This is a genomic window from Corallococcus terminator, from assembly GCF_049194865.1.
Taxonomy (GTDB): Bacteria; Myxococcota; Myxococcia; order Myxococcales; family Myxococcaceae; genus Myxococcus; species Myxococcus terminator_A.
Genome location: NZ_JBLZWL010000083.1, coordinates 1 through 26951 on the forward strand (window position 1 = coordinate 1; position 26951 = coordinate 26951).

Sequence of the window (26951 nt, forward strand, 5' to 3'; positions counted from 1 at the left end):
ATCGCCTCCGTCTCGCGGTTGGGCGACGCCACCGAGCCGCAGTCCAGGTGGTCTCGTCCGATGACGATGGGCGCCTTCACCTCGCCCTTGCGCACCAGCTCGTTGAACGCGAGGCCCGCCTTCGCGCGCTCGCCGTAGCCCAGCCAGCAGATGCGCGCCGGCAGGCCCTGGAACGCCACGCGCTGGTCCGCCATGTCCAGCCAGCGCTGGAGCGACGCCTTCTGCGGGAACAGCTCACGCACCGCGCGGTCCGTGCGGCGGATGTCCTCCGGGTCTCCGGACAGCGCCACCCAGCGGAACGGGCCCATGCCCTCGCAGAACAGCGGGCGGATGTACGCGGGCACGAAGCCGGGGAACTCGAAGGCGTTCGTCATGCCGCCGAGCTGCGCCTGGCCGCGCAGGTTGTTGCCGTAGTCGAACACGTGGCTGCCGGCGCGCTGGAAGTCGTTCATCGCCTCCACGTGCTGAATCATCGACTCGCGCGCGCGGCGCACGTAGCCCTCGGGGTCCCTGGCGCGCAGCTCGGCGGCGGCCTCCAGCGACAGGTCCGTGGGGATGTAGCCGTTGAGCGGGTCATGCGCGCTCGTCTGGTCCGTGACGAAGTCCGGCTTGATTCCCCGGCGGTACAGCTCGCGGAACACCGTCGCCGCGTTGCCGATGATGCCGATGGAGCGGCCCACGCGCTTCTGCTGGGCGTCCTTCGCGAGGGCCAGGGCCTCGTCGAGGTCCTTGGCCACCACGTCCAGATAGCGCGTCTCCACGCGACGCTGGGCGCGCCACGGGTCGATCTCCACGCCGAGGAACACGGCGTTGTTCATGGTGGCGGCCAGCGGCTGCGCGCCGCCCATGCCGCCAAGGCCTCCAGAGAGGATGAGGCGACCGGCGAGGTCCTCGGTGCCGTAGTGGAAGCGGCCTGCGGCGGCGAACGTCTCGTAGGTGCCCTGGAGGATTCCCTGGGTGCCGATGTAGATCCACGAGCCGGCCGTCATCTGGCCGTACATCATCAGGCCCTTCTTCTCCAACTCGTTGAAGTGCTCCCAGTTGGCCCAGCGGCCCACGAGGTTGGAGTTGGCGATGAGCACGCGCGGGGCATCCGGGTGCGTGCGGAAGATGCCCACGGGCTTGCCGGACTGGACGAGCAGCGTCTCCTCGTCGGAGAGGCTCTGCAGGCTGGAGACGATGCGGTCGAAGGACGGCCAGTCGCGAGCGGCCTTGCCGGTGCCGCCGTAGACGACGAGGTCCTCGGGGCGCTCGGCGACATCCGGGTCGAGGTTGTTCATCAACATCCGGAGCGCGGCCTCCTGGACCCAACCCTTGCATGAGAGGGTGGAACCACGGGGGGCGCGGATGACGCGGGACATGAACAGGCTCCTGAGGTGTGGCCGACGGAAAGGCCCGGCACACTAGCCGAACCCGCGCGGCGCGGGGACAGCACCGTGAGGCCCATTTCCACAGTGTCCGCTGGAGGCCCGGAAGCCCCGCCCCAGCAGGGGAAGGGTCCGGATTCATGACGCGCGAGGCCGAGCCCCGGCTCAGGAGTGCAGCGAGCCGTCCTCGTCCGAGTCCTGCTCCGGTGCATCGAGCGGAGCCTGGGTCGAAGGTGGGTGCAGCGCCCCCTCGCTCCGGTTCAGGCGCAGGTGGTTGAGGACCTCCTTCACGCCGAGCACGGCCTCGGAGACGTCCTCGATGGCGCGCTTCTCGTCGCGGCCTCGCACGCGGCCGAGCAGGGTGACGACACCGCCTTCCACCTGGACGTCCACGTCGGAGGCGTCCATCCACGCGCGCATCAACTGGTCGCAGATGTCGGCGCGGATGCGGTCGTCGCCGCGTTGGTAGCCCCGAGGGCCGCGTCCCTTGGGAGGTGACGCGGGGCGGTAGCCGCCACCGAGAAAGCCGCCGTGGCCCATGTCGTGGTCGTCGCCGCGCGACATGCTCGTGGAGAAGCCTGGTTGGGGCGGGGCCATGTTCTCGATGCCCGGTCCGTGGCCCGACGGCTGGGTGCCGCCCAGTCGCACGTCCGCTTCCGCCGGTCGGTCGCGAGGTCGCAGCTCCCGCATCTCATCCATCCAGGCCTCGGGCTCGGCCCACGCATCCGAGCCGCGCGGCCCGTAGCGCGAGTGTCCATGCCCCACGGCCCCCTGGCGATGCGCGCCGGGTGGCGACCCGCGAGGACCCTGGCGGCCCCTGTCCTCGGAGGGACTCGTCCGTCGATGCCGCTCGTCGGCTCGTCCGATGAGTGGGTCTCCCTCGGCTCTCTCATCAAGGGAGCGGAAGGCGCCGCTGGGGCTGTAGCCCGGCCGCTGGGCGATTCGCTCCGGGTCGAAATGTCGGGCGCGGCGGTCCAGCTCTCGCTCCCGGTCGTAATCCCGGCCGTACTCCCGGGCCTTGTCCAGCTCCCGCGCGGCGTCCCCGAAGTCGCGGTCGGTTTCGTAGTCGAGCGTGCCCCGGTCCCCCCGCATCGAGCGATAGTCGCGGTCCCGAGCGAAGTCGCGCGAAGGGTGCTCGTAGTCGCGGCGTCCATCCCAGTCGGAGCGGTGGGAGTCCCTGGCTGGCCTCGCGTGGTGCTCGTGGTGCTCATGGAGGGGTGGGCCCGAGGGGGGCCTCGCTTGATGTTCTTCGTGGGGTGCCGCCCCTCGACCGTGTCGCTCTCCGCCTCGCCTGCCGGAGTCCTCATGGCGCCTGCTCATGATTTGCGTCTCCTCGCGTATCGGCTCGCCCTTGGGCCCTGTCTCCAGAGGGTTTTGACCGCGCGCGGCGACGGCAACGCGTCCTTGCCCCGTTGGTCGTCCGGGCACGGGCCGGGCGGGAATGCCATCCGGGAACGGGCCACGTCGAGCAGACGTACCCGCGAAGCCCGGGAGGGGTAGACTCGGGCGCGCCACGGTCGGGCGGACGTCCGCATGGCATCCGGAGGGCGGGGCATGGCCGAAGTACCGCGTGACGAAGAGAAGAAGCAGGGCGAATCGGCCTCGGCGCTGACGCCGCTGCTTCCTCCCGTCCAACCGCCCGAGGAGCCAAAGGCTCCCCTGGTCGGCCTCCCATCCGAAGTGGCTGGCGGTATTCCCGCCGTCATCTCCACCCTGAAGCACGCTTGGGGCGAGATGGGGGCCGTGCGTGGCACGCGCCTGCTGCTCAAGGTGAATCAGAAGGACGGCTTCGACTGTCCAGGGTGCGCGTGGCCGGACCCGGGACATCGCTCGGTGGCGGAGTTCTGTGAGAACGGCGCGAAGGCGGTGGCGGAAGAGGGGACGACGGAGCGCGTGACGCCCGACTTCTTCCGCCAGTGGAGCGTGGCGGAGCTGTGCGCCCAGTCCGACTTCTGGCTGGGCAAGCAGGGCCGCCTCACTCATCCCATGGTGCTGCGCGAGGGCGCCACGCACTACACGCCCATCTCGTGGGAGGACGCCTTCGCGCTCGTCGCCGAGGAGCTCCACGCGCTGGAGACGCCGGACGCCGCGTGCTTCTACACCTCCGGGCGCACCAGCAACGAGGCCGCGTTCCTGTACCAGTTGTTCGTGAGGCAGTTCGGCACGAACAACCTGCCGGACTGCTCGAACATGTGCCACGAGTCCAGTGGCACGGCGCTCGGTGAGACGCTCGGCATTGGCAAGGGCACCGTCACGCTGGAGGACTTCGACCAGGCGCAGGCCATCTTCGTCATCGGGCAGAACCCGGGCACCAACCACCCGCGCATGCTCACCACGCTCCAGGCCGCCGCGCGCCGGGGCTGTGAAATCGTCAGCATCAACCCGCTGCCGGAGACGGGCCTCAATCGCTTCAAGCATCCGCAGGAGGTGTTCCAGCTCATCGGCCCGGGCACCGCGCTCAACACCCAGTTCCTCCAGGTGCGCATCAACGGCGACGTGGCGCTGCTCCAGGGGCTGGGCAAGGCGCTGCTGGACCTGGAGGCCCAGAAGCCCGGCACGGTGGTGGCGCGCTCGTTCATCGAGGACAAGACGCTCGGGTTCGAGGCGTACGCGGCCCACCTGGCTGAAGTGAGCTGGGAGGACGTGGTGGAGCGCAGCGGTGTGCCTCGCTCCCAGATTCTGGCGGCGGCGGAGCTGCTCGCCCGGTCCGAGCGCATCATCTTCTGCTGGGCCATGGGGCTCACCCAGCACCGCAACGCGGTCGCCAACATCCAGGAGATCGTCAACCTCACGCTGTTGCGAGGCAGCATCGGCAAGCCCGGCGCGGGCGTCTGTCCGGTGCGCGGCCACAGCAACGTGCAAGGGGACCGCACCATGGGCATCTGGGAGCGGCCCAAGGCCGAGTTCCTGGATGCGCTCGCCCGGGAGCTCGACTTCGAGCCTCCGCGTCACCATGGCCTGGACGTGGTGGACACCATCCACGGCATGCACGAGGGCCGGGTCCGGGTGTTCTTCGCGATGGGCGGCAACTTCCTGTCGGCCACGCCCGACACGGAGCTCACCGCGAAGGCCCTGCGGCGCACGCGGCTCACCGTGCATGTGTCCACCAAGCTCAACCGTGCGCACCTGGTGCACGGGCGCCGGGCCCTCATCCTCCCGTGTCTGGGCCGCACCGAGCGGGACGTGCAGGCGGGTGGGGCGCAGTTCGTCACGGTGGAGAACTCGATGGGCGTGGTGCATGCCACGCGCGGCGCGGTGGCTCCGGCCTCCGAGCACCTGCTCAGCGAGCCGGACATCGTCGCGCGGCTGGCCACCGCGGTGCTGGGCTCGCGCTCGAAGGTGCCGTGGCGGTCGATGGTGGAGGACTATGATCGCGTCCGGGACATGATTGCCCGCGTCATCCCGGGCTTCGGCGACTTCAATCGTCGCGTCCGCGAGCCCGGAGGGTTCTTCCTGCCGAACGGGCCTCGTGAGGGCCGCTTCACGACGGCGAGCGGCAAGGCGCACTTCACGGTGCACGCGATGCCCCGCGAGGAACTGGAGCCCGGGCAGTTGCTGATGATGACGCTGCGGACGCATGACCAGTTCAACACCACGGTGTATGGCTTGGATGACCGCTACCGAGGCATTCGCGGCGGTCGGCGCGTCGTGCTGATGCACCCGAAGGACATCCAGGAGCGAGGGCTCGCGGAGGGCCAGGTGGTGGACCTGACGAGTCACTTCCAGGGCGAGACGCGCGTGGCCCGGAGGTTCGTGGTGGTGCCGTACAACATCCCGCGCAGGTGTGCGGCGACGTACTTCCCCGAGACGAACGTGCTGGTTCCGGTGGACAGCTACGCCGAGAAGAGTCGCACCCCTGCTTCAAAGTCCGTGGTCATCACCGTGGCGCCGTCAGTGGACGCGCCGGCTCTGACAGAGGGCTCGACTTCATGAGGACCGTGAGCGCGCATGCAGCCGTCCGGTGAGGCCGCGTGGCCGGAGTCGATCCGGCCGCTCTATGAGGGAGTCTCGGCTACTCCCGACGCGGAGGCTGTGTCGGCGTCCGTGCAATGGACGGAGTCCTTCGCGCAGTGGGTGCGAGGGGCTTCGCTGGAGGAGCGCAACCAGGCGCAGCTCGCGGCGTGGGAGCGCGTTGCCTCCGGGGAGCGGCGGCTCGCGGAGCTGTTGTTCCTGGTGGGCTCGTGCAGCGAGCTGCTGTGGCCGTATGCGGCGCCTCCACCCGGCTTGCTGGAGCGCTTGCTGACGCGGCAGACGCAGATGCTGGAGGTGCTTCGCGCGGCGGGGGATGAGGAGGTCGCGGCGCGGGTCCGTCGGGAGACCGAGGCCTCCGTGTCGACGGTGCTGACGCGTTACCTCAAGCGACATCCGGACTCGCTGGCGACCCTGGTGGGTGACGTCTCGTGCTCGTTCGACGGGCGGGCGCTGCGCTTCCAGGACACCGTGGAGGTGGACCTCAAGCGGGTGATGGCCACCGGGGCGAAGGCCATCGGGATGCTGGAGCAGCTGCGCGCGCTCCTGCCGGCGACCGCCGAGGCGGGCAGGGACAGGCTCGCGGACTTCATCCGGACGCGCGCCTCGCGGATTCCGTGGCAGGAGGCCTCGGAGGTCCTGGCGGAGCGGCTGTTCGCCTTGGCGACGTCACCGGATGGTCGTGGTGCGATGCGCGGCTTCCTTGCGTGTTACCCGAATGGCCGCAAGGAGCCGGAGTGGTGTGCTCGCGCGGGCTTGTTGCTGGCTCGGACGCTGGAGGTCGGAGGGCCGACGTCCGTGGTGGAGAACCTGTGCGAGCTGCTCGCGCGGTTCGATGCGCCGCCGGTGGATGGGCTGCGCGGGGCGATGGGCGCGCTGGTGGGCAGCGACTTCGAGGTGGCCGCGAGCCTGGAGCCCGCGCGCTTCGTGCTGGACCACTGTCAGGCCACGCTGCGCAAGGGTGAGCCTGGGCTCGTGTTGGCCCTGCTGTGGCTGGAGGAGCGGCTGTTCCGCGCGGCGGTGCGCAGGGGCCTGAAGGATGCGTTCGAGCGGCGCAAGCGGACTCGGGCGAAGCTGGAGCCGCTCGCTCCTGGCTTCGTGCAGCTGTGCTGGTTGGCGGAGGAGTGCGCGGACCTGTGGCCTCGTCTGGTGGCGGTGGATTCGCGTCCGGGCATGGATGAGCTGGCGGCGTGGCGTGAGGACGTGGCGGAGCGGGTGGGGCGCAAGCCCATGCTTCGCAAGGCGGCCATCGAGTTCTTCCTGTGGTGTGCGCCAGATGCGGCGTCGTCCGAGGCGGAGCTGACGGTGCTGTCGCTGTTGCGCACGGAGACGGACCGACGGCAGGTGCGAAAGCTGAAGGACCACCCGTCGTCGCGGGTCCGGTTGCGGGTGCGCACATTGCAGCGGTGGCTCCAGGGGGCGGGGAAGGAAGGGCCCGCCGTGAAGCCCACGGGCGCGGTGGCTCCGGCTTCGCTGACGGAGGCGCTGCGGCATCTGCATGTGACTCGCGCGGTGCCGCTGGCCGGGCGGACGTGGCTGAGAGATCGCGACCTGGAGGAGCTGTTGCTGGGCGCGGTGACTCGGGTGGAGACGGACTTCGCCTCGCGCTACCCGGAGCGGTTCCGCGAGGACACGGGGGACCTGGTGGCCTCGCTGTTGGAGGGGCTGAGCGGAGAGATGGGCCGCGTGAAGGCGGACCTGTTGACCTTGCTGGCACAGGGACAGCCGCTGCCGCTGGACTTCGAGCTGACGGTCCGCCGCGTGGCGGACAGCGTGCCCGAGGAACCGCTTCCTCCGACGGAGGGACCGGTGGGGGATCCTGGGGTCAGTGCATTTCCGGATGCGGACGCACCGTTCGCCGCTCTCGAAGAGGTGGGAACTCTCATAGCGGGCGTCGTTTCTGTCGCGAGCGACGAAGCCGCTGTGGCTGGGACAGAGGGCGAGCAGCCGCTCGTAGTGGCGCACGTGGACTTCGCTCTCCCCTTGGCGGGGCCAGAGGACTCAAGCACGACGGACGCCCTGGAAGCGGGTCCTTCCGAGGATGATGCTCTTCCTATCGGTGCTGCGTCCGATGGCGGAATGGGCGCTGAAGAGCCTTGGGCGGACGCGCCGGATGCTGGGGCTGATTCCGAAGAAGCACTGCCGGGTTCTCCCGTGGCCGAGGCCGCGGAGGCCCAGGCTTCACCGGTGACACCCGACGAGAATCCGCCCGACAGCACGGAAGCACTGCCTCCCTTGCTCGCTCCGGTGACGACCTCCGCCTCCGAATCACGGTGGGTCGAAGAGGCAACGCAGACGGAGGTCCCGGCTCGTCCACGAGCGTCGCGGAGAAAGCGAGCCGCGAAGGGCGCGGCCACGCGTGCCATCTCCGGACCCGAGGTGGCCTTCATCCTCGATGCTGACGTCGACGGCTTCGTGCGCACGGAGCGCGCGGTGCTCGTGCAGGTGGTGAAGCTGGAGCAACGCGGTGAAGGGCAGTGGCTGCCTCACTTCAAACTTGGACGCGAGCAGCTCGACGCGATGCTCTCGCGGACCGATGCGGCCTTCTGTCTCTTCCTCGTGCCGCCCATCCCTCGCGCCGAGTGCTGGCTGCTCCCCGCTCGACTGGTGCGCGAGCTGATGGAAGACCAGCGCTCGCTGTTTGAAGTGTCACGGGAGACGGTGGCTCGCGCCGCGCGCTCCCTGGCCCACTGGTGGATGGGCGACTTCGTGAGCTTCTGGACCGGCGACGCGCGGCCCGCGTTGCTGGAGCACGTGTCCGGTCACGCCAGGAGCGGACCGGATTTCATCGTCCGCTGGTCGGTGCGGACAGGCGCCCGCACCGAGAAGTCCTAGCCGACGGCTCAGACCGCCAGATCCAGCTCCACCTTCTCCATGTACCTGGGCACATAGGCGTTCCAGCTCTTGGCCTGCACGCGCCGCCGGAGCGCCTCCAGTGCCTCCGGCTCACCATGGACCAACAACGTCTGTCGCGGCGGAGTGTCGAAGCCCTCCATCCAGCGCATCGTCTCCGACCAGTCGGCATGCGCCGAGAAGCCGCTCACCGTGAGGATCTCCGCCGCCACCGGCACGCGCTGCCCGTGGATGACGCTCTCCTTCTCGCCATCGAGCAACCGTCGACCTCGCGAGCCCACGGACTGGTAGCCCACGAAGAGCACCGTGTTGCGCGGGTCCGGCAGCCGGTGCTTCAGGTGATGCAGCACCCGTCCACCCGTGGCCATGCCAGACGCGGAGATGATGACCGCGGGGCCCCGGTGCTGGTTCAGTTGCTTGCTCTCCTTCGCGGACGTCACGAACCGCGTCCTCCGAGTCGCCAGCGGAGATGCCCCGCGCTCGACGATTGCCTTCATCGTCATGTCGTGTTCCTCGGGGTGCATCAGGTACAGCGGCGTCGCGTCACACGCCATGGGCGAGTCGACGAACACATCCACTTCCGGGACGCGCTTCGCCTCTTCCAGATTCCGCAGGTGGAAGAGCAGCTCCTGCGTACGTCCCACCGCGAAGGCGGGAATCACGACCACGCCTCCTCGCGCGAAGGCGCCCGTCACCGCCTCGCACAGCGCATCCACGGGCTTCGTGTCGCGGTGCTGCCTGTCTCCATAGGTGCTCTCGACCACCAACGTCGTGGCCGAGTCCACGCTCTGTGGATCTCTCAGGATGGGCGCGTTGTAGCGCCCCAGGTCCCCACTGAAGACCACCCGTTGTCGCGTGCTCTTCAAATCGAACACGCACACCGCCGAGCCCAGGATGTGGCCCGCCCGGTAGAAGGTGAGGGTGATGCCCGGGAGGATCTCCTTCGGCCGCTCGTAGCCGAAGGTCTCCATCAGCTCCACCGCGCGCTCGGCGTCGGGCACCGTGTAGAGGGGCAGGGCGGGGTGGTGCTTGGAGTAGCCCTCCTTGTTCGCGTAGCGGGCTTCCTCCTCTTGGAGGTGCGCGGAGTCCGGCAGCAACAACGCCGTCAAATCCCGAGTGCCCGGCGTGGTGTAGATGGGCCCCTTGTAGCCCTCGCGAACCACCCGAGGGAGCCCTCCGGTGTGGTCGATGTGGGCGTGCGTGAGGACGATGGCGTCGATGTCCCGAGCAGGCAGGGGCAGCGGCTCCCAGTTGCGTTGTCGCAGCTCCTTCTGGCCCTGGAAGAGCCCACAGTCCACGAGGACCTGCTTGCCGTCGTGCTCGAGGAGGAACTTCGAGCCCGTCACCGTTCCAGCGGCACCGAGAAATTGGAGGGAGGCCATGGGCGCCATCCTACCGTGCTAGCGTGGGGCGCCCATGAGCATCTCCGAGCGGCCCCCCGGGGCCGACCGAACCCCCTCGAAGGGCGAGGACGCCCAGCAGACTCGGCCCACCGGCTCCGGCCGCCCTGGTTTCACCGGCGCCGTCCGTCGCTTCCGCTTCACCGTCCTGGAGGGCCCCCAGCCCGGGCAGTCCAAGGACTCCAACGCGGATACCTTCTCCATCGGCTCGCACGCCCTCAATGACTTCGTCATCGAGGATCCCACCGTCTCGCGCTTCCACTGCGAGGTGCGGGTCGACCGCGAGGGCGCGCGCGCGAAGGACCTGGACAGTCTCAACGGCACCGTGCTCGACGGCGTCCACGTCCGTGAGGCGTTCCTGCGCGGTGGCAGCGTGCTGCGCCTGGGCCGCGTCAGCGTGCGCTTCGACTTCAGCCCCGAGAGCAATCGCCTCCAGATCTCCGAGCGCCCCTCCTTCGGTGAGCTGGTCGGCACCTCCGTCGTCTCCCGCGTGAGCTTCGCGCTGATGGAGCGCGCCTCCGCCAGTGATGCAACGGTGTTGCTCGAAGGCGAGACGGGGACGGGGAAGAGTCGCGCGGCCCTGGCCATCCATCGCGCGGGCGCCCGTGCGTCAGGCCCGTTCCTCACCGTCGACTGCGGCGCCATTCCCGGCAACCTGCTGGAGAGCGAGCTGTTCGGCCATGAGAAGGGCTCATTCACCGGCGCGCTCCAGCGGCGCATCGGCGCCTTCGAGGAGGCGGACGGCGGCACCATCTTCCTCGACGAAGTAGGGGAGCTGCCGCCTGAGCTTCAGCCGAAGCTCTTGCGCGTGCTGGAGCAGCGCGAGATTCGCCGCCTCGGCGCGAACACGTATCAACCCGTCAACGTGCGGGTCATCGCGGCGACCCATCGGGACCTGCGCGCGGAGGTGAACGCGGGCCGCTTCCGGCCGGACCTGTTCTTCCGGCTCGCGGTGGTGCGCATCCTCATTCCCGCGCTGCGTGAGCGTCCCGAGGACATCCCCCTCATCGCCGAGCGCATCCTGGCCGCGTTCGGCGCCGAGCCCGAGCACGTCGCGGCCCTGAGCACGCCGGAGTTCATCGACCAGCTCCAGCACGCCGCGTGGCCCGGCAATGTTCGCGAGCTGCGAAACCATCTGGAGCGCTGCCTCGTGTTCCAGGACGCCATGCCGCCCACGACGGAGCAGGTGGGCACGCAGGGCGTCCTCGGGAGCATGGTGGACCCCAAGCAGCCGTACGCGGAGGCCCGTCGCCGGGCGCTCGAGGTCTTCGAGCGCGAGTACCTGGACGCGCTGATGCAGCTCCACGGTGGCAAGGTGTCGCAGGCCGCGACCGCCGCGGAGATGGACCGCGTGTACCTGTACCGCCTGCTGCGCCGACGCGGCCTGCGGACCTGAGCCGACTCAGTCGTCGGCGCGCTCCGTCACCACGCCGGGCGTGCCCCCGGTGGCCCAGCCTTCGAGCCGGGACAAGGGGCCGCCCACCAGTCGTCGCCCACCTTGCGAGTCCGTGTTGAGCTCGCCAGGCGCGGCATGGAGATAGAGCCGTGCTTCGAGTGCGTCGCCACCGAGGTCCATCGCCCTGGTGAGGAGCTGGTGGGCCAGCTTCCGGCACCTCGCGCGCTCGACATCCCGCGCCGCTGCTTCGGAAGGCAGCTCCCGCCACGCGAGGAGCGCATTGCCGCCCTCCACCGCCAGCCTCCAGCCCGAGGACTCCAGCAGCTCGCGGCTCGACCCCAGGGCGTCGTCTCTCGCGTCCAGCGCTTCGTCCGAGGGGTCCTCGTCCGTCGCGGGGAAGCGCAGGTCCAGATAGAGCCCCGCGGCCCACGTTGCTTCGTCCACGGGCGCGAGCGCCGAGCGCAGCGCCGAGAGGAACGTGGAGACATCCGGCCAGCGCTCCTCGGGCCGCTTCGCGAGACAGCGTCGGACCAGGGCCTCCAGTCCTTGAGGAACGCGCACGCTCTCACTGAGCCGGGGCGGAGGCGCGTGCAGGTGCTGCTCCTCGATTTCGACCGCGCTTTCACCCGTGAAGGGGAGCTTTCCGGTGAGCAACTGGTAGAGCAGGACGCCCATCGCATACAGGTCCGCGCGTGCGTCCACGGCCTGTCCGAGAATCTGCTCCGGCGCCATGGCCACGGGCGTGCCCAGCACCGCGCCCGCGCTCGTCAGGCCCGCGCTGCCTTCGGCGGGGGCGACCTTGGCGATTCCGAAGTCCACCAGCTTCACGGTGAAGCCCTCGGCACGAGGCAGGAGCATGACGTTCTGGGCCTTCAAGTCACGGTGCAGGATGTCCTGGCCATGCGCCTGGGCCAGCGCGCTCCCCAGCTCCTCCATCACCGTGTGGGCCTCCGCGAGCGAGAAAGGCCCTCGGCGCGCGAGCCACCGGTCCAGGCTCTCTCCCTCCAGCCACTCCATGGCGAGCCAGGGGCGTCCGTCGCGCAGCTCTCCGTATTCGAGCACTCGCACGATGTGCGGATGGTGAAGCGCCTGGAGCGTGTCGGCTTCTTGCTTGAAGCGCTTGAGGACCTCGCTCACATGATTGAAGTGGGCCCGGACCACCTTCACGGCCGCCAGGGCGCGCGTGTCCACATGTGAGGCGCGGTAGAGCGACGCGGTGACGCCGGAGTGGACTCGGGACTCCACCACCCATGGGCCGACGAGGGCCCCTGGCTCCAACTCGTCTCCGTAAAGCGAGACCTGGCCGTGGGTCCCCGCGCTGTCGCGCTCGTTCATCTCCGCCCTCCGCTCTCCACGATTCCTGCTAGCACGGGCCGGGCTCCTCCCGCCTCCCATCCCTGCATGGCACGAGCGCCCCGCCGTGAACCATCCGACCAGTGGCCCGCGCCGCACTCGCACCGTCCGCCACTGGACCTCGCGTGGCGTCCGCTCCCCGCGTGGCGACCGCTCATTGACCGGGTTCCCGCCGCCTCCCGAGCCCCTCCGTCACGAGCCCTCGCACGCGCTCGCTCCACAGCGGAGCCTCGTGGGCGATGTCCTCGACCTCGGCGACTCGCGCACGCAGGGCTTCGTCATCGTCCGCCGCTCGGGCGGCTCGGGCCGCCCAGACGAGGACCTCCATCCGCTCATCCGGTGTCATCCGCGTCCTGGCGGACTCCACCCGGTCATCCCAGAAGCTTCGGGCGTAGGGCCGCTCGCTCTGTGCTTCGTCCACCACGCGACGCACCACGGAGGACATGAGCTGGTCCGCCGGGGTCATGCCCGCGAGCGATGTCGACTCCTCCAGCCACGTGAGCTGCCGAGAGGTCTCCGCCAGGTCTCCCAGCTCACAGCACAGCCGCGCCACGAGCAGCGCGTCCTGGGCCATGGAGCGCGGAAAGTACCGCTGGCTGAGCACGCCCGCGCGTCGCGCCAGGGGAAGTGCCTCCGCCGCGCGTCCCTGGTAGCCCAGCAGCACCGCGAGGTTGAACGCGGAGGTCCGCTCGATCTGCACGTTGCCCAGCTCGCGCCCCAGGCTGACCGCGCGCTCCAGGTCTCCTTGCGCGCCGGCCACGTCGCGGCGCTGGACGTGCAACACCATCCGATTGTTGAGCGTGACGCCCAGGTGCAGCGTGTCGCCCGTGGACTCGCACAGGGCGATGGCTTCGTTGAAGCGCCGCTCGGAGTCCTCGAGCTGGCCGGTCCATCCCAGCATCGCGCCGAGCATGGCCAGGGCGATGGCCTCCGTCTCTTCGTCGCGCGTGGCGCGAGCCAGCGTCACCGCCTCCTCCAGCGGAGGGATGGCTCCCGCGATGTCCTCGCGTCGCACGAAGACCCGCGCGCGAGCCAGCGCGTGGCGCGCCGCCAGCTCCGAGGGCACGGGCTCGCCCAGCAACCGCAGGGCCTGCTCCTGCAACGTGATGGCGTCTTCCGTGTCGTCCCGCCAGTCCAGCGCGGTGGCTTCCTCCAGGAGCAGGTCCGCCTCTCTCACCACGGAGCCACGAGCGACGGCGACACGTCGTGCCTCGCGCAGATCTTCCAGTGCGTCGTCGATGCGCTGGAGTCGATAGCGCACGCGGCCCCGGCCCGACAGCAGCTCCAGCTTGCGCACGTCGTGCTCTCTCGGGAGCAGTGACAGCGCGGCCGAGTAGTGGCGCTCGGCCTCCAGCAGTCGGTGTCCACGCCGACTGGTCTCCGCCATCGCATGGTGGAGCTCCAGTGCGAGGAGGGTTTCACCGGCGGCCTCCGCCCAGCGGGCCCTGCGGAGCGTGGGGGCGTCGGGGAGGGCGCGCAGCGCGGAGCCACAGATGCGCCGCCGCAGGATATCGGAGAGCTGGGTGGCGAAGGCCTCGCGGAGGGTGGTGTGCTCGAAGCGCCAGCGCCGGGGGCCTCGGAACCCCAGCATGCCCAGGCGCGCCAGGCGCTCCAGTCCCACGCCCGGGTCCAGCGAGAGGTCCAGGCCCTCTTCCTGCTCCAGCAGCGCGAGCGTGGCGGACAGCTCCTCCCAGCGCACGTCATCGCCCAACACCGCCGCCACCTGGAGCAGCGAGCGCAGTCCGGACGGAAGCGCCGCGAGGCCGCGCACCGCCAGTCGCTCGTCCGGGCTCGGGCTGTCCAGGGAGCGTGCATCCAGCGCGCCGACCGCGAGATAGCCGCCGCCTCCAACGCGTGTCCGGATGGCACCTGCCGCGCGCAGCGTGCGAACCAGCTCCACCAGTCGGAGCGGCGAGCCGCCACACCGCTCCACCAGCTCCCGCAGCGTCTCCTCGGCGGGCACGTCCACCCGATGAAGCAGCTCGCGCAGGACCTCCCGCGAGGCCCCTTCTTCCAGTGGCATCAGCTCCCGGCGCGCGGTGTCGGCGGAGCGCTCGCCGAGATAGGGGCGCAGTCCCAGCAGGCGATGGCGGCCCGCGAGGACGATGCACAGCGGCGCCTGAACTCCCGCGAGCGTGGCCAGCTCCAGCGCATCGAGCGCGGTGGGGTCCAACGTCTCCGCGTCGTCGACGAGCAGCACCAGGGGCCGGGCCTCCGTGAGTTGGCGCAGGCGCGACGCGAGGGCTCGAGCGATGTGCTGCCGCCGCGCCGCCGGGTGCAGGGTGGTGAAGTCCAGCGTAAGGCCCGCGCTCTGGAGCAGGAGCTTCACGGCTTCGTCGGACGGTGTGTTGGGGGACAGGCCCATCACGGAGGTGAGCAGGTTGCCCAGACCGCTCTCGGTCGCACTGGCTTCGTCGCGGTGGGCCTCCACGAGCACGCTGGACACCGCGCCCGCGCCCAGCAGCTCACGATGGAACTCCGCCAGCAGCCGCGTCTTGCCGAGCCCCTCTTCGCCTAGCAACGTGAGGAGCAGAGGAGCTCGGCGCTCGCTGACTCGCGTCACACCCTCGCGCAGCCAGTTCAGCTCTCCATCCCGTCCCCGCAGGGCGACGGCTCGCGGGGGCTCCAGTTCCAGAGTGGGCGTGCGTCCAGGCTCGGATTCCCCAAGACAGGCCGTCGCCTCTGGGGTCAGCAGCAAGGTCGCGGCGGAAGCCGAAAACGACGCGTGGTCGGCCCTGAGCCCCGACGCCTCATGCCCGGCCTGCACCTGTGTCTCGGTGGTGGCGGGGGACGACGGCCACCAGCGCTCCACGTGTTCGAGCGCGGCGCCGCCCAGCACCAGCCGACCGCCGCGCTCCCGCACGCGAAGGGGCGCTCGATGCACCGCGCGCGTCGAGCCTGGAGGCAACACGCTCGCGAGCACTTGCGCGGCCTTGTGCGCGCCTCGCACGCCTGCTTCCACGTCCGTCGCATGAGGGAAGGCGAAGAGCGCGAGTCCCGCGTCCACGCGCGCCAGCTCCGCGCCGACGCCGGAGAGCTGCCCGAGCAACGTAGGAACATCGAGCGAGGTCCTGACGCCGAGCAGGGCGATCTCCCGTGCTCCTGTCGGACTGGCCTCGCTCCGGGGCGCGGAGGCTCCACCGCTCTCGGGACCTCGACTCACGGGGGGATGCGCCGAGCTGGAACCTGGCCCTCCCTTCGGCACTCGTTCGAGTGCTTCAGCCACCTCCTCGGCCGAGGACCACCGCTCCTCGGGAGCCTTCGCCAGCAGGCGAGACACGAGCGAGTCCACCTCGTCCGGCACGGCCGACGGCGCCAGCTTCGCGAGCGAGGGAGGACGGCGGGAGACATGGGCCTGGAGCACGGAGGCCGTCTCCCCGACGAAGGGCGGCCGGCCGCACAACAGCTCGAAGTACACGATGCCCAGGCTGTAGAGGTCGGCGCGCGCGTCGACGATGCGTGCGTCGAGGCACTGCTCGGGCGCCATGTACTCGTGGGTGCCCAGGCGCTGCCCCGTCCTCGTCACGGTGGGGGCAGGGGACTCATCCTGGGTGGCGCCCACGCGCGCGAGCCCGAAGTCGACGAGCACCAGCCGCGCTCCGGCGAGCATCACGTTCTCGGGCTTCAAATCCCGGTGCACCACCGACGCGGCATGCACGCTCGCGAGGGCCCGGGCGAGGGCCACCATCACCGCGCGCGCTTCGTCCCACGGCAGCGCGCCCGCGCCTGGCAGCTCCGCCAGCCGACGGGCCAACGTCTGTCCTTCGATGAGCTCCATCGCGATGACGGGCTCTCCCTCCGACGTGCGTGCCTCACCCAGCAGCTCCGGCGTGACGGGAGGTCCGATGCGGCGCAGGGCTTCCAGCTCCCGCGCCAGTCGCTCCGACGCGAGCGGCTCCAGCACCTTGAGGGCCACTTGCCGGCCGTCCGCATCGCGACGCGCGGCGTGGACCTTCCCGAAGCCTCCTCGGCCCAGGGTGGTGCCCACGTGGTAGCCGGGAATGACCGACGGGCGGGCCGGCGGTGCTCGCGGCGGAAGCGCGGCCGAGGGGTGGAGGGGACAGCTATCCACCACACGGCGATGGCAGGAGGGACAGCGCATCAATGGCGGCGACGAGAGGGGGATGCGTGCGGGTCCGTCGCAGCATCGCCTCTCGGCGGCGCGGACGGAAGCCTCCCCCAGAGGGACGGCCACCGCTTCCGGGGACGTCGGTGGGGCCGTCAGGCCGCCTCCCGCCGCGCACCCGGAGCAGGGCTCAGTCGCTCATCTCGGGGAGGTCCGGCAGGGTGTCTGGATCCAACTTCAAGATGACGCACAACCGGGTCAGGGTGGAGATGGTCGGTACCATGACTCCGCGCTCCACCCTGGCGAGGACCTCCACGGGCATTTCCAGGCGCTCGGCGACGACTTCCATGCCGAGCCCCGCCTGCTGGCGGGCGGCCTTCAGTGCCGCCCCGAGCACCTCGGCCCTTTCCGCGCGACTCGTCTTCATGGACGCGAGCATGACGCCATCCGGCCCGCTCGTCACCCAATTCACCACATGCCACCGGTCCGAAGCATGGCCTCCAACAGTGGATGGGGCCCCGAGGGATGGGGCCCCTGCCCGTGGCCAACGCATGAGCCGTCCCGGGGTGGGGGTGGGCGCATGCCCGGGTCGTGCTCACGCTGACGGAGGGGCCCGTGGGATTGGCGACGGGCGGGGGGCTGTGTTAGGCCGCCCTCCCCGTTGGCCTGCCCAGGAGACAGGAGAAGCGAATGGCCCGTCGCCACGTCCGCGTCGTCGGTGCGATGCTCGAGAACGAGCAGGGACGCTACCTCATCACCCAGCGCCCCCCCACCGCGTCGCTGCCCCTGTTGTGGGAGTTCCCTGGTGGCCGCGTGGAGGAGGGAGAGAGCGACTCCGTGGCCCTCGCCCGGGAGATCGCCGAGGAGATGGGCGTGGCCGTGGAGGTGCTCGACCAGGTCATGCACACCCGCCACGAGTATCCCACCTACGACATCGACTTCCGCGTGTTCCGCTGCCAGCTGGCGGAGTCGGAGCACCACATCCGCCACCTGCGCGTGCATGACCACCGGTGGGTGACGTTGGAGGAGATGTCGCAGTACCGCTTCCCGGACGCCGACGCCAAGACGCTGGCGAAGCTGCTGGACCTGGACACCTGACGTGGCGCCCCGGTGGACCTGGGCCCTGCTGCTGGGCATGGGGCTGACTGCCTGCTCGCGCCCCAAGCCGGTTCCGTCCGAGTCGGAAGTCGAAGTCCCTGATGCCGGCCCCCAGGTGCCCGCGGTCGGAATCCCCGGCTGTGTCGCCTACGGAGTCCCCCAGCAGACGGGCCTGGTGCCCGAAGTGCTGCCGGAACTGTCCGGACTGGCCGCCAGCGTCCGCCATCCGGGCGTGTTCTGGGCGCACAACGACTCCGGCAACGACTTCGAGGTGTTCGCCATCGACGAGACGGGCAGCGTGAAGGCCCGGCTCAAGCTCACCGGCGCGGAGCCCCGGGACGTCGAGGACGTGGCGGTGGGGCCGTGCGCGCCGGGGGAGACCCGCACGTGCGTGTTCCTGGCGGACATCGGCGACAACTTCGAGCTGCGCGAGCAGGTGCGGCTGTTCCGGCTGCCCGAGCCGGAGACGCTCGCGGACGCCTCCGTGCCGGTGGAGCCGATGCCCTTCACCTATCCAGACGGCTCGCACGACGCGGAGTCGCTGGTGCTGGACGCGCGCTCGGGAAGGCTGGGCGTGCTCACCAAGACGCGTCGCTCGCTGGGAGATTTGTACGCGCTGGACGGCCTGCGGCCCGGCACCGTCATCCAGGCGACGAAGCTGGGCACGCTGGAGGCGCCGCGGGGGTTGGACAGGCTCTCCACGGCTGCGTCGCTCCATCCCTCCGGTCAGCGCCTGCTGGTGCGCACCTACTCGAAGGTGTGGGAGTTGCGACAGTCGGGGGCGGAGGACCTCGAGTCACTGTTGAAGGGCTCGCTCGTCGAGGTGCCGGCCGGAAGCCAGGCCCAGGCGGAGGCGGTGTCCTACTTCGCGGACGGCCAGGGGTATCTCCTGGGCACGGAGTTCACCGGTCAACCCTTTTGGCGGGTGGGTTGTCGCTGATCTCGCGACTCCTCAGTCGAGACGTGGCGTGAAGCCGCGCCAGCGGGTTGACGGTCGGGCGGAGGTGAACATCTTTGCGCGGCTGAGTGTGACGCCATCCGGGCAAGGGGCTCGAATGAGCGGGGAGGGGGAGGGCGAGCGTGCCGACGATGAAGCCACAGGAGCTCCCGCCGGGGATGGGCCCGCGGGGAAAGAAGTCCGAGAAGCCAGGGACGCCGGGCAAGGGATTCAAGTTCGGCTCGCCGCTGGGCTACATCCTGCTGCTCGTCCTGGGCTTCCTACTCTTCCGGAATGTCTTCCAGGACGCGGGCGTCCGCCGGGTGAGCTACAGCCAGTTCCGCGACGCGGTGGAGTCCGGCAACTTCAGCCGGGTCCAGATTTCCAATGAGTGGGTGAAGGGTTTCCTGAAGGACACCGCGCAGCCACCGCCGCCCGCGCAGGGGGAGCGTCCGTTGCGAGGCGAGCCCAGCGCGCTGCCGTGGATGGCGTACCGGGTCCAGGGTGACGAGTCGCTCGTCCCCCTGTTGGAGCAGAAGGGCGTCCAGTTCGAGGCGGTGCCGCAGTCGGGGCTGGGGGAGGCGCTGTGGATCTGGCTGCTGCCCCTGGGTCTGTTCTTCCTCTTCTGGAGTTTCATGATGCGGCGGGTGGCCGGAGGCATGGGCCAGGGCCCGCAGAGCGTCATGAGCTTCGGGAAGACGCGCGCCAAGGTCCAGGCCGAGGCCGACACCGGCGTGGGCTTCAAGGACGTGGCCGGCGTGGACGAGGCGGTGGAGGAACTCAAGGAGATCGTCGAGTTCCTCAAGACGCCGGAGAAGTTCCGCCGCCTGGGTGGGCGCATCCCCAAGGGCGTGTTGCTGGTGGGGCCTCCGGGCACGGGCAAGACGCTGCTGGCGCGAGCGGTGGCGGGTGAAGCGGGCGTGCCCTTCTTCAGCCTCTCCGGCTCGGAGTTCGTGGAGATGTTCGTGGGCGTGGGCGCGGCCCGCGTCCGCGACTTGTTCGCCCAGGCCACGGCCAAGGCGCCTTGCATCATCTTCATCGACGAACTCGACGCCATCGGCAAGAGCCGCAACTCGGGCGTCGCGGGCGGCCATGACGAGCGCGAGCAGACGCTCAACCAGCTGCTGGCGGAGATGGACGGCTTCGACAGCCGCGCGGGCCTCATCATCCTGGCGGCGACCAACCGTCCGGAGATTCTGGACAGCGCGCTGATGCGGCCGGGCCGGTTCGACCGACAGGTGCTGGTGGACCGCCCGGACAAGCGCGGCCGGGAGATGGTGCTGGAGATTCACGCCCGCGGCGTGAAGCTGGGCCCGGACGTGGACCTGCGGACCATCGCCTCGCGCACGCCGGGCTTCGCCGGCGCGGACCTGGCCAACGTGGTGAACGAGGCGGCGCTGCTCGCGGCCCGACGCAACCGCGACGCGGTGATGCGCGCGGACTTCGAGGAGGCCATCGAGCGCGTCGTCGCCGGCCTGGAGAAGAAGAACCGCCGGATGAACGAGCGCGAGAAGGAGATTGTCGCGCACCACGAGGCGGGCCACGCGGTGGTGGGCTGGATGCTGCCGCACGCCGAGCGGGTGACGAAGGTCTCCATCATTCCACGCGGGCTCGCGGCGCTCGGCTACACGATGTCGATGCCCCTGGAGGACCGTTACCTCATGTCGCTCGATGAGCTGCGCGACAAGATGGCGGGGATGATGGGCGGGCGCGCCTCGGAGGAGATCTTCATCGGAGAGATCTCCACCGGTGCCTCCAATGACATCCGCCAGGCCACCGAGGTCGCCCGGTTGATGGTGAGGGATTACGGCATGAGCACCCTGGGCCCGGTGGCCCTGAGCGCCGACCATGGTCCCAACTTCCTGCGCTCCGCGGGCATCCCCGAGTCGCGCACGTACTCCGAGCAGACGGCGCGGATGATCGACGAGGAGGTCCGCAAGCTGGTGAGCGAGGCGCTCGACAGGGCCCGAGAGGTGCTCACCAACAACCGGGACAAGGTGGAGGCCCTCGCCGCGCGGCTGCTCGCCGTGGAGGTGGTGGAGGAGGACACGATGACGGGCATCCTCGGCCCCAAGGTGCTGGCCCAGCGAGGGCTGCTGCACCCCGAGGCCCGCCAGGTCATCTCCGCGCACCCGGTGGACACCAACAGCGACGAGCAGGCGCCGCCGACGCAGCACGCGGAGAAGCCCCTGGACTCGTAACGGACGGCCGAACGCCTGCTCTCCGGCCTGGCCCTCGCCCCCCGCCACCGCACGCTCCTGCGGTGTTCGGGGGGCGAAATTATCTTGAGACCTAAAGGAGGCGACGCCGTGGAGAACAGGATCGGCAAGAGCTATTTGGCCCGGAAGGCCCTCTTCGCGAAGGGGCTCAAGGAGGGGCGGCTCACGGTTCAGGAAATCGAGGAGGCACTGCCCGCGGGGACTTTGACGGCGGCGGAGCGCTGGCTCCTCTACTACTCGCTGCGGGCCGCCCAGGTGGAGATCATCGACGAGGTGACGGGGCAGATCGACCATGGGTTCATGGTCGAGAACCCCGCGCCGCAGGAGCACTAGCCAGCTCCCCTCGCGTTGACACGCACTCGTGCGCGGTTAGGTTGCGGCCAGGAAAGCCTACCCGCGCACGAGCGCCTCCACACCTCGACTTCAGGTTCGACATGTCCGGCAATTCCCACACCGACGCCTCCCAGGAAGCCCAGCACGCCAACGGCGGAGGTCCGCCGGGCCCAGACGCCGGAGGGGCCGGTGCCCGCTCCGAGGAAGCCGAGGCTCGGGCGCCCGCCGATGACGTGGTGTCGGAGGCCGCCGACGCGGAGAAGGAGCGCCTGCGCGCGGACCTGGAGTCCTCCCGCCGCCGGGTGGACGAGCTGGCTCGCGCCTACCAGGCGGTGAACCAGGACCGGGAGGAGTTCAAGCAGCGGCTCACCCGCGAGCGCGAGCGGATGATGGATGTGGAGCGCGGCAACGTCGCCGTGTCGCTCCTGGAGGCCATCGACGAGCTGGACCGCGCCCTCTCCATGAGCGCGCAGGACACCTCGGCGCTCGCCCAGGGCGTGCGGATGATCCGCGACTCGCTCCTGGCCAAGGCCCAGGGCCTGGGCATCGAGCGCGTCACCGTTCTGGGCCAGCCGTATGACCCCAACGTGGCGGAAGCCACGGACATGGAGATCACCACCTCGCCCGACGAGGACCAGAAGGTGGTGGCGGAGTTCCGGGCGGCCTACCGGATGAAGGACAGGGTCATCCGCCCGGCCCGGGTGAAGGTGGCCAAGTACGTGGCCCCCGCCCAGGCTTGACGGCCGGTTGCTCGAAAAACGCGGAAGACGGCGGGGACCCGGGTTGTTCCCGCCGCTTGCCATGCGACGCCGTATAAGCTGTCACGCCGTGTCTTCTCGATTGCTGTCCGTTCTGCTCGTCCTGGCGGTGTCTCCTCTGACGGCGGGTGCCGCGGAGGAGGGGCCGGTGGGGCCTTGGCTCCAGGCGCGGCTGCGTGAGCATGCCGCCTGGTTCTCCTATCAGGGCCATGGCGAGGGCCGTCCGGGCGCCATGGGCCTGTGGCGCGAGCGCGCCGCGGGGGAGCCGGGCCTGCCCGACTTCGTGCCGCCCACGTCGCTGGCCCCGCTGATTCGCGCGGTGGAGGCGGGCGTCGTCAACATCACCACGGTGAGCCCCCGGGAGAGCGGGCTGACGGGGATGAAGCGCTCCACGGGCTCGGGCTTCGTGCTGACGGCGGACGGGCTCGTCGTCACCAACAGCCACGTGGTGTCCGGGGCGAGCAAGATCGCGGTCCGCCTGTCGGACGGCCGCGAGTTCTCCGCGGAGGTCGTCGGCCGGGACGCGTCCACGGACGTGGCGCTCCTGAGGTTGAGCGGCTCCGACATGGGGGATCTGCCGGCGCTGTACCTGGGCGACTCGGACCGGCTGGAGGTGGGGGACTGGGTGGTGGCCATCGGCAACCCCTTCGGCCTGGACCACTCGGTGGCGCACGGGATGATCTCCGCCAAGGAGCGCGTGCTGGGCGTGGGCCAGTTCGACGACTTCATCCAGACGGACGCGCTCATCAACCCGGGCAACTCCGGCGGCCCGCTCTTCAACATGAAGGGCGAGGTGGTGGGGGTGAACACGGCCATCATCAGCCAGGGGCAGGGCATTGGCTTCGCGGTGCCCATCAACCTGGTGAAGGACCTGCTGCCCAACCTGCGGGAGAACGGGAAGCTGGAGCGCGGCTGGCTGGGCGTCGTCGTCAACGATGACCGGGAGAACGGCGAGCGTCGCGCGCCCCTGGTGAAGGACGTCTACCGGGGCAGTCCCGCGCACACCGCGGGCATCCGCGCGGGTGACAGGCTGGTGGCGGTGAACGGGCGGACCATCGGCTCCTACCTCCAGCTGCTCCGCAAGGTGGCGCTGCTGGCGCCGGGCACGGAGGCGAAGCTGACGCTGCTGCGCCCGGGGGCCAAGCAGGAGGAGGTGTCCGTGCGGCTGGTGGAGCGCCCCGCGCAGGAGGCGACGGAAGGGCTGGTCCAACGCACCTCCAGCGACGAGGACCTGGGGCTCGCGCTGCGCGACTTGACGCCGGACGTGGCCGCGCCGCTGGGGCAGGAGGCCTGGGCGGGGGCGCTCGTGTCGGCGGTGACGCCGCGCAGCCCCGCGGACGAGGCGGGCCTGCGCGTGGGTGACGTGGTGACGGAGGTCAACCGCAAGCGGGTGAAAGACGCGGCCGGGGTGCGCGCGGCGCTGTCCAAGGGCAGCTCCGGAGCGAGCATCCTGCTCCGGGTGAAGCGGGGCGACTCCCTCCAGTACGTGGCCATCGCCCGCTAGAGGGAGTCCCGAAGCGCGGGCCTAGCGGCTCGCGTTGGCGTCCTTGCCGTTGAGCCACAGGCCGAGCTGCATGCCGGTGCGGCCCTCGGTGACGATGAGCCCGTCGATGCGGGCCGTCACGCCGTGGTTCTTCCCGCCGCCCTTCTTGGGCAGCGACCACACGCCCTGCGGCGTGAAGACGACCTGGGCGCGCACCGCGCGCATGGAGAACATGCGCGCGAAAATCTGTCCGTTCCATCCCTCCGGCACCGTGCCGGTGACGGTGAGGTAGGGCAGCACCGGGTTGCCGTTGCCGTCCGACTTCTTCGGCGCGCCGTGAGTCATGGCGTAGCGGCCACCGGGGAAGAACGGGGTGATGTTGATGGTGTACTCGCCCGACCCCGGGGAGTACGGGCCCGGCGACAGCATAGTGGCGTCGTCCTCACCCACAATCATGTACAGCTGCTTGCCCTGGTACTTCTTGCGGAACGCCTCCGCGTCGGACTTGCACTTCGGGTCCACCAGCGCCCCTTCACACGCGCCGATGTACTTCTCCAGGAAGGCCCCCAGGCCGCCCAGGGCTTCCGAGTCATCGCGCAGCTTGGCGAAGCGCGCGTCCACGTCGGCCAGGGCCAGGGTGGGCAGGAGGAGGGCGGCGACTGCGACCAGAAGGCGGCTCAAGACGGGGAACTCCAGGGCTTGGGGGGAGGCAGATGGTGCCATGTCCCGGAAACTCCTGGGGATGCCTTCTCGTGGGTGGGTGAGGGTGGATGTAGGTAAATAAATTGCCTACATATGGCTACCATGTAGGGTGTGCCTGTCACCACCTGTTGCCGGGAGGCACCCCCAGTGTTCGAGCGTCCGCAAGAGCGTCGTAATCACCTGCGCTTCGACAAGGTCTTCACCGTCTACCTCACCACCCAGGACGGGATGATGAGGGGCGTCGGTCGCAATATCAGCGCTCGCGGGATGTTCGTGGAAGTCCGGGATCAGGTGGGCCTCGGCGAAAAGCTGAAGGTGACCTTCGCGGGTGAGGACGGCACGGAGATGACGTGCCTGTGCGAGGTCCGCTACCAGGTGGCGCTGGCGTTTGGCCGCAAGGACGGGCGCGAGGGCAGCAGCCGCGGGGTGGGCCTGCGAATCGTGGCGTACGAGACGCACGACGACGCGCCCCTGCTCCTGGTGGACCGCGAGCGGGTGATGCACTGAGGTTTCGAGTGGGGGCCCGGAAGGGCCCGGGTGGCCCGACACTCCCGTGACAGGGGGCCGCGACGGCCGTCTTCCGAGGCACCCACCGCACATGACAAGGGCACGGTCCTCGGAAAGTGAGGAGCCGTGCCCTTGGTGTTTCAGGGGCGTAAGTGCCCGGGGCCTACTGGGAGAAGCCCTCGAGGAGGTAGTGGGCCTCGATGCGCTTGAGCGCGAGGATCATCGCGGCGCAGCGGGTGTCCACGGGCTCGCCGGCGCAGTAGCCGCGGCTGTCGTGCATGTCCGTCTTGCGCGGGGTGTTGCGGGAGATGTCGCGGATGATGCGGTAGTTGCGCTTCATCGCGCGCTCCAGGCGCTGGTCGACCTCGGCCTCGCTCCAGCGCTCCATGCGCTTGTTCTGGATCCACTCGTAGTAGCTCACCGTCACGCCGCCGGCGTTGGCGATGATGTCCGGGATCATCTCGATGCCGCGCTTCTGGAGGACGCGGTCGGCTTCCGGGGTGGTGGGGCCGTTGGCGCCCTCGGCGATGAGCTTGACCTTGAGGCGCTCGGCGATGTCGGCGGTGATTTCGCCACCCAGCGCGGCGGGCAGGAGGATGTCGGCCTGGACGTCCCAGAGGTCCTTCTTCTCGATCTTCTGGGCGCCGGGGAAGCCGAGCACGCTGCGCTTGAGGTTCTTCGGGTCCTGGACGTAGGCGGTGAGCGCCTGCACGTCGATGCCGTCACCATTGTAGATGGTGCCGTCGGAGTCGTTGACGGCCAGGAGGCGCGCGCCCATGCCGCCCAGGATGATGGCGGCGTGGCTGCCCACGTTGCCGAAGCCCTGGAGGACGAACGTCTTGCCCTTCACGCTCTCGCCGCGGTCCGCGTAGTAGTCCTCGATGCAGAACGCGACGCCCTGACCGGTGGCCTTGCCGCGGCCCTCGGAGCCGCCGATGCGGACGTCCTTGCCGGTGACGATGCCGCGCAGGTTGTGGCGCTCGCGCTCACCGTCGGAGAACTGGCGGTACAGCAGCGCCATGATCTCCGGGTTGGTGCCCACGTCGGGGGCGGGGATGTCGATGTTCGGCCCGATGAGGCTCTTGAGCCGGTACATGAAGCGCAGGGTGATGGCCTCCAGCTCCTCGCGGCCGTACTCGCGCGGGTCGATCTGGATGCCGCCCTTGCCGCCGCCGAAGGGCACTTCCGCGATGGCCGTCTTCCAGGTCATCTCCGCGGCCAGGGCCTTGAAGAGGTCCAGGGACACCTCGCGGTGGTAGCGCAGGCCGCCCTTGTAGGGGCCACGGGCCTGGTTGTGCTGGACGCGGTAGGCCTTGAAGCGCTGGGACTCACCGGGGACCAGCTGGTAGACCTTGCCGTCCGGCAGGCGCAGGTGGCCCTGGCGGATGGCGACGTCGGAGCCCAAGAGGGCGCGGCCGTTGAGGATGATGCTGCCGTTGGCGAGCAGCTCCAGGCCTTCCTTGTTGCGCACCTGGGTCTCGGGCAGGTCGGCGAACGTCTGCGCCCGCTCCGGGATGAGGGGGACCAGACGGTCCTTCAGCTTCGCCGTGACGTAGAAGATGTGCTCGTAGTCGGGCTCTTCCAGCTCCAGGCGGACGCGCTTGTCCAGCTTGATGAGGTCGGCCGCCCGATGGAAGATCTCCATCGCCTCGGTGTAGACGGTGCGCTTCGGCGTGGGCGTGGGCGCCGGGGCGCGCATGAAGTTCTCTTCGCTGGCCATGATGAAAGTGGCTCCTTGTGGTCCCAGCCTCATGGGGCCGGAGACGCGGGGATAGCGTCGCCCTTATGCGCATATGCGAAACAGGGGGTCAACCGCCGAGGCGCCCTCTGGCCATCCCGAAAAGCGGAGCGATGACGGGTACTTATGGCAACGCGCTGTGTCACCGACGGCGGATGCGCTGTGTCATGGCTGTCACGGTGAAGAGGCCGTTCGTTGGTGTTCGAAGCAGGGTGTCCGAAATCAAAAAGAGGGGGCACATCATTTCTCCTTGCCCCACTCTGAACGCGATGGTACTCAGCGCGCCGCCTTGCGCCGACATAGCTCAGCGGTAGAGCAACTGATTCGTAATCAGTAGGTCCCCAGTTCAAGCCTGGGTGTCGGCTCCAAACAGTGAAAAGGGTCGGTTGCCGCGAGGCAGCCGGCCCTTTTTGCTTTGGGGCCGCCGGATGGGCGGCCTGGTGTCGGCGGGCTCGATGTGGGTCTTCTGGTCGTCGAGCTGCCTGTACCCGTCCACGACCTGGACCCCGACTCGTGACGAGTCGAGCTGGGCGTTCAATCCGCCCAAGGTCCTCTTCACGCACGGTCTCAGTGGGCGAGTACCGTTCGCCGGGTGCCCGGACCACAAGAGGGTCCAGCCCGCGGGTCGTTCGCGGGTGGAGTCGGCTGGTGCGGTGGTCGTGGCCAGAACGAGGGAGGGCAGTGCAGACCATTTGGGCGAAGCGGGCCCCGTAATCTAGACAACCTGCCAGGGAGGGCGATAGGCATCCACCCTAAAGCCAGGATGCAGCTC

General features: G+C 69.8%; 18 protein-coding genes and 1 tRNA gene. 11 read left to right on the forward strand and 8 right to left on the reverse strand.

Annotated elements, in window-relative coordinates; translation table 11 throughout:
• Positions 1-1361: urocanate hydratase (gene hutU, locus ACN469_RS26140; protein ID WP_498771903.1), on the reverse strand; the 1361-nt coding region annotated here is incomplete at its 3' end.
• 171 nt (positions 1362-1532) lie between these two features.
• Positions 1533-2687, reverse strand: coding sequence for a BON domain-containing protein (locus ACN469_RS26145; RefSeq protein ID WP_498771905.1), 1155 nt, complete (start codon positions 2685-2687; stop codon positions 1533-1535).
• A gap of 234 nt (positions 2688-2921) precedes the next feature.
• Between ACN469_RS26145 and ACN469_RS26150 the strand changes: the two genes are divergently transcribed.
• The gene (locus ACN469_RS26150; protein ID WP_498771907.1) at positions 2922-5300 is read left to right on the forward strand and encodes an FdhF/YdeP family oxidoreductase; all 2379 of its coding nucleotides are present in this window, start codon (positions 2922-2924) and stop codon (positions 5298-5300) included.
• Between the two features lie 15 nt (positions 5301-5315).
• Complete coding sequence (locus ACN469_RS26155; RefSeq protein ID WP_498771909.1) at positions 5316-8171, forward strand: hypothetical protein; 2856 nt, start codon at positions 5316-5318, stop codon at positions 8169-8171.
• A gap of 8 nt (positions 8172-8179) precedes the next feature.
• Here the strand turns inward: ACN469_RS26155 and ACN469_RS26160 are convergent, their stop codons facing one another.
• Positions 8180-9571, reverse strand: coding sequence for an MBL fold metallo-hydrolase RNA specificity domain-containing protein (locus ACN469_RS26160; protein ID WP_498771911.1), 1392 nt, complete (start codon positions 9569-9571; stop codon positions 8180-8182).
• A 34-nt stretch (positions 9572-9605) separates the two neighbouring features.
• Here ACN469_RS26160 and ACN469_RS26165 point away from each other — a divergent pair, with 34 nt between their 5' ends.
• Entirely contained in the window at positions 9606-10985 is a 1380-nt protein-coding gene (locus ACN469_RS26165; protein ID WP_498771913.1) for a sigma 54-interacting transcriptional regulator, read from the forward strand.
• Positions 10986-10991: 6 nt separating this feature from the next.
• Here ACN469_RS26165 and ACN469_RS26170 read toward each other — a convergent pair whose 3' ends face one another.
• From ACN469_RS26170 to ACN469_RS26180, 3 genes are all read right to left on the reverse strand, one after another.
• A complete protein-coding gene (locus tag ACN469_RS26170; RefSeq protein WP_498771915.1) occupies positions 10992-12320 on the reverse strand; it encodes a serine/threonine-protein kinase in 1329 nt (442 codons plus the stop codon).
• Positions 12321-12492: 172 nt separating this feature from the next.
• Positions 12493-16326: a serine/threonine-protein kinase gene (locus ACN469_RS26175; protein WP_498771917.1), complete on the reverse strand. Its 3834-nt coding sequence runs from the start codon at positions 16324-16326 to the stop codon at positions 12493-12495.
• A 268-nt stretch (positions 16327-16594) separates the two neighbouring features.
• Positions 16595-16843, reverse strand: coding sequence for a helix-turn-helix domain-containing protein (locus tag ACN469_RS26180; protein ID WP_498771919.1), 249 nt, complete (start codon positions 16841-16843; stop codon positions 16595-16597).
• Positions 16844-17094: 251 nt separating this feature from the next.
• Here ACN469_RS26180 and ACN469_RS26185 point away from each other — a divergent pair, with 251 nt between their 5' ends.
• The 6 genes from ACN469_RS26185 (at position 17095) to ACN469_RS26210 (ending at position 23253) form a co-directional block, all read left to right on the forward strand.
• Positions 17095-17502 carry a (deoxy)nucleoside triphosphate pyrophosphohydrolase gene (locus ACN469_RS26185; protein ID WP_498771921.1) on the forward strand — a complete coding sequence of 136 codons (408 nt, stop codon included), beginning with the start codon at positions 17095-17097 and terminating at the stop codon, positions 17500-17502.
• A gap of 37 nt (positions 17503-17539) precedes the next feature.
• A complete protein-coding gene (locus tag ACN469_RS26190; RefSeq protein WP_498772023.1) occupies positions 17540-18442 on the forward strand; it encodes a hypothetical protein in 903 nt (300 codons plus the stop codon).
• A gap of 176 nt (positions 18443-18618) precedes the next feature.
• Complete coding sequence (gene ftsH / locus ACN469_RS26195; RefSeq protein WP_498771923.1) at positions 18619-20640, forward strand: ATP-dependent zinc metalloprotease FtsH; 2022 nt, start codon at positions 18619-18621, stop codon at positions 20638-20640.
• Between the two features lie 108 nt (positions 20641-20748).
• Positions 20749-20991: an RNA polymerase sigma factor region1.1 domain-containing protein gene (locus ACN469_RS26200; protein ID WP_498771925.1), complete on the forward strand. Its 243-nt coding sequence runs from the start codon at positions 20749-20751 to the stop codon at positions 20989-20991.
• Positions 20992-21092: 101 nt separating this feature from the next.
• Positions 21093-21731 (forward strand): nucleotide exchange factor GrpE, encoded by a 639-nt coding sequence (locus ACN469_RS26205; protein WP_498771927.1) that lies wholly within the window; start codon positions 21093-21095, stop codon positions 21729-21731.
• Positions 21732-21792: 61 nt separating this feature from the next.
• On the forward strand, positions 21793-23253 hold the full coding sequence (locus tag ACN469_RS26210; protein WP_498771929.1) for a trypsin-like peptidase domain-containing protein: 1461 nt from the start codon (positions 21793-21795) through the stop codon (positions 23251-23253).
• 21 nt (positions 23254-23274) lie between these two features.
• Here ACN469_RS26210 and ACN469_RS26215 read toward each other — a convergent pair whose 3' ends face one another.
• Positions 23275-23913 carry a DUF6066 family protein gene (locus tag ACN469_RS26215; protein ID WP_498771931.1) on the reverse strand — a complete coding sequence of 213 codons (639 nt, stop codon included), beginning with the start codon at positions 23911-23913 and terminating at the stop codon, positions 23275-23277.
• 168 nt (positions 23914-24081) lie between these two features.
• On the opposite strand from ACN469_RS26215, the gene ACN469_RS26220 reads away from it, so the two are divergent.
• The gene (locus tag ACN469_RS26220) at positions 24082-24441 is read left to right on the forward strand and encodes a PilZ domain-containing protein (protein WP_498771933.1); all 360 of its coding nucleotides are present in this window, start codon (positions 24082-24084) and stop codon (positions 24439-24441) included.
• A 163-nt stretch (positions 24442-24604) separates the two neighbouring features.
• Here ACN469_RS26220 and ACN469_RS26225 read toward each other — a convergent pair whose 3' ends face one another.
• Complete coding sequence (locus ACN469_RS26225) at positions 24605-26161, reverse strand: Glu/Leu/Phe/Val family dehydrogenase (protein WP_498771935.1); 1557 nt, start codon at positions 26159-26161, stop codon at positions 24605-24607.
• Positions 26162-26472: 311 nt separating this feature from the next.
• Between ACN469_RS26225 and ACN469_RS26230 the strand changes: the two genes are divergently transcribed.
• Positions 26473-26547 (forward strand) — tRNA-Thr (locus ACN469_RS26230).
• Positions 26548-26951 lie beyond the last annotated feature (404 nt).

Coding starts and splice junctions, on each gene's coding strand:
- ACN469_RS26145 (WP_498771905.1), bottom strand. CDS start 2,687: ATGAGCAGGCGCCATGAGGACTCCGGCAGGCGAGGCGGAGAGCGACAC.
- ACN469_RS26150 (WP_498771907.1), top strand. CDS start 2,922: ATGGCCGAAGTACCGCGTGACGAAGAGAAGAAGCAGGGCGAATCGGCC.
- ACN469_RS26155 (WP_498771909.1), top strand. CDS start 5,316: ATGCAGCCGTCCGGTGAGGCCGCGTGGCCGGAGTCGATCCGGCCGCTC.
- ACN469_RS26160 (WP_498771911.1), bottom strand. CDS start 9,571: ATGGCCTCCCTCCAATTTCTCGGTGCCGCTGGAACGGTGACGGGCTCG.
- ACN469_RS26165 (WP_498771913.1), top strand. CDS start 9,606: ATGAGCATCTCCGAGCGGCCCCCCGGGGCCGACCGAACCCCCTCGAAG.
- ACN469_RS26170 (WP_498771915.1), bottom strand. CDS start 12,320: ATGAACGAGCGCGACAGCGCGGGGACCCACGGCCAGGTCTCGCTTTAC.
- ACN469_RS26180 (WP_498771919.1), bottom strand. CDS start 16,843: ATGCTCGCGTCCATGAAGACGAGTCGCGCGGAAAGGGCCGAGGTGCTC.
- ACN469_RS26185 (WP_498771921.1), top strand. CDS start 17,095: ATGGCCCGTCGCCACGTCCGCGTCGTCGGTGCGATGCTCGAGAACGAG.
- ACN469_RS26190 (WP_498772023.1), top strand. CDS start 17,540: ATGGGGCTGACTGCCTGCTCGCGCCCCAAGCCGGTTCCGTCCGAGTCG.
- ftsH (WP_498771923.1), top strand. CDS start 18,619: ATGGGCCCGCGGGGAAAGAAGTCCGAGAAGCCAGGGACGCCGGGCAAG.
- ACN469_RS26205 (WP_498771927.1), top strand. CDS start 21,093: ATGTCCGGCAATTCCCACACCGACGCCTCCCAGGAAGCCCAGCACGCC.
- ACN469_RS26210 (WP_498771929.1), top strand. CDS start 21,793: ATGCGACGCCGTATAAGCTGTCACGCCGTGTCTTCTCGATTGCTGTCC.
- ACN469_RS26225 (WP_498771935.1), bottom strand. CDS start 26,161: ATGGCCAGCGAAGAGAACTTCATGCGCGCCCCGGCGCCCACGCCCACG.